Raw genomic sequence first — 1,968 nt, forward strand, 5'->3', positions numbered from 1 at the left:
GATCGGGACGCCCATTACGTCAGCGTCCCGTGCAAAGACGCGGGCGCAGCAGTATTGACGTTGTCTGACTGATTCTGCGAATCCACCGACTGCAATCGGCATCACCGTTAAGCATTCGATAAGGATACGAGGAAGATATTGTGCACTCGTCGAATGCAACAACTCCAGGCGGGGAACTCGTGCATACGGTAGAGACACTCTGCAATTCCATAGCATTCCTGTTAGAAGCAGGCGCAGGCGCGGGGATCGTTTATACCGTCGTTTCGTGCATATCCATCAGCCGCTTTCTCGAAAGTCATGCCTCGGATACTTCCCCTTGCTGCCCTGGCGTTACAGTGATAAAGCCATTGTGTGGCGACGAGTGGAACTTATCAGAGCATCTTGGCAGCTTTCTCGTCCAAGATTACGCGGGACCGGTTCAATACATTTTTGGCGTTTGTGACGCTGAAGATATCGCGCTTAAGACGGTTTCGATGTTGCGCCACCGGTTCCCGGAGCAAGATATAACCATCGTGACAGACGCTCGGCTGTATGGGTCTAACCGGAAGATAGCAAACCTAATCAATATGATGAGCCATGCAGCTTACGATGTAATTTGCTTTGCAGATAGCGACGTATTGGTCGATCGGAGCTACCTTCGCAAAATTGTCAGTGCGCTTCAACAACCGGGCGTCGGAGTAGTAACTTGCGCATATCGAAGTGTTTGTGCGCCCGGTTTCTGGTCCAGAGTTGGTGCCGCAATGACTGACTATCATTTTCTTCCCGGGGTGATAACTGGCTTGCTAATTGGTCGCGCCCGACCGTGTTTCGGACAGACTATAGCGATGACGCGGTCGACGCTGAGTCAGATAGGAGGGCTCGAGCAATTTTCTGATCATCTGGCGGAAGACTATGCGATCGGAGACGCGGTGCGTCGCATTGGACTAACCGTCGCCATTCCCCGCTTTTTCGTTTGCCATGCGCGTGCCGAGAAAACCTTATCTCAGTTGTGTGCACAGGAACTGCGGTGGAGCCGAACCGTTTATGCTGCGGACCGCCGGGGGCATCAAGGCGCTGTCTTCATGCATCCGTTGAGCCTGGCGGTGCTGGCAACGCTGGCCTCGATGGGCTCACCAGTTGCCGTTGCACTCGTTGGGGCATCCTTGGCGGCTCGAATGCTGTTGGTCTTTTTAATGAACGCCGCAACCGGAAGAAGACAAGAACAACTGTGGTGGCTACCCTTATGCGATGTGCTTCAATTTTCGATTTATGTGGGGAGCTTCTGCTCGACGCGCGTAACGTGGCGCGGAGAAAAATTCCAGGTCAGCAAGAACGGCCTATTGTCGAGCGCGGATGCCTCGGACTTTCCACCAAAATGAAAAGGTTGGAGATGGCGCGCTCTCTCCGGCGGTAGGTCTACCATGAGATTTTTGGCGTCATTCTCCGGGCTGATTGGATTGATCATCGCTGGGTGGCTCCTGATCCAAAGCCACCCCGAGACCGTTTTTCATCTGATCAAGTCAGCGGGCCCAGGTCTGGTGCTCGCCGCACTGGTACACGTATTTCCGATGCTTGCGAATGCCTGGGACTGGCGAACGCTGGTACTTGGTCACAGACGCCCGTCGACCGTGGTCATGCTCACACTCGTCTGGATTCGCGAATCGATCAACGGGCTGTTGCCTGTCGCCCGCATAGGCGGAGAAATCGTGTCATTCAGGATGCTTGTACGCCATCAGGTGCGACCGGCCCGAGCCATTGCAAGTCTTATCGTTGACATGCAACTGACACTGCTTAGTCAAGTCATCTTTGCGGCGATGGTGCTTGGATACATGTTCGAGCGCAACGCCTCAGATCATCAACAAATTCTCGGACGTCTCGCGTGGTGGACCTTATTGTTCTTCCCGCTTCTCATTGGTTTTGTTCTGATCCATCACGCGCGCCCGTTCAAACACGTCGCTCAGTTTGTCAGCCGGGCGACGAGTGGAAAGC

Annotated in this window: 2 protein-coding genes; both read left to right on the plus strand. The window is 54.1% G+C overall.

The genetic code is table 11. The features are described from left to right. Window positions 1-179: 179 nt before the first annotated feature. The gene (gene hpnI, locus P7F28_RS07375; protein WP_277183864.1) at window positions 180-1,358 is read left to right on the plus strand and encodes a bacteriohopanetetrol glucosamine biosynthesis glycosyltransferase HpnI; all 1,179 of its coding nucleotides are present in this window, start codon (window positions 180-182) and stop codon (window positions 1,356-1,358) included. 42 nt (window positions 1,359-1,400) lie between these two features. Next, window positions 1,401-1,968 (plus strand): lysylphosphatidylglycerol synthase domain-containing protein (locus tag P7F28_RS07380; protein WP_277183866.1); only part of this gene is annotated, 568 nt, incomplete at its 3' end.

Origin of the sequence: Caballeronia sp. BR00000012568055, from assembly GCF_029439455.1 — a bacterium.
Classification (GTDB): domain Bacteria; phylum Pseudomonadota; class Gammaproteobacteria; order Burkholderiales; family Burkholderiaceae; genus Caballeronia.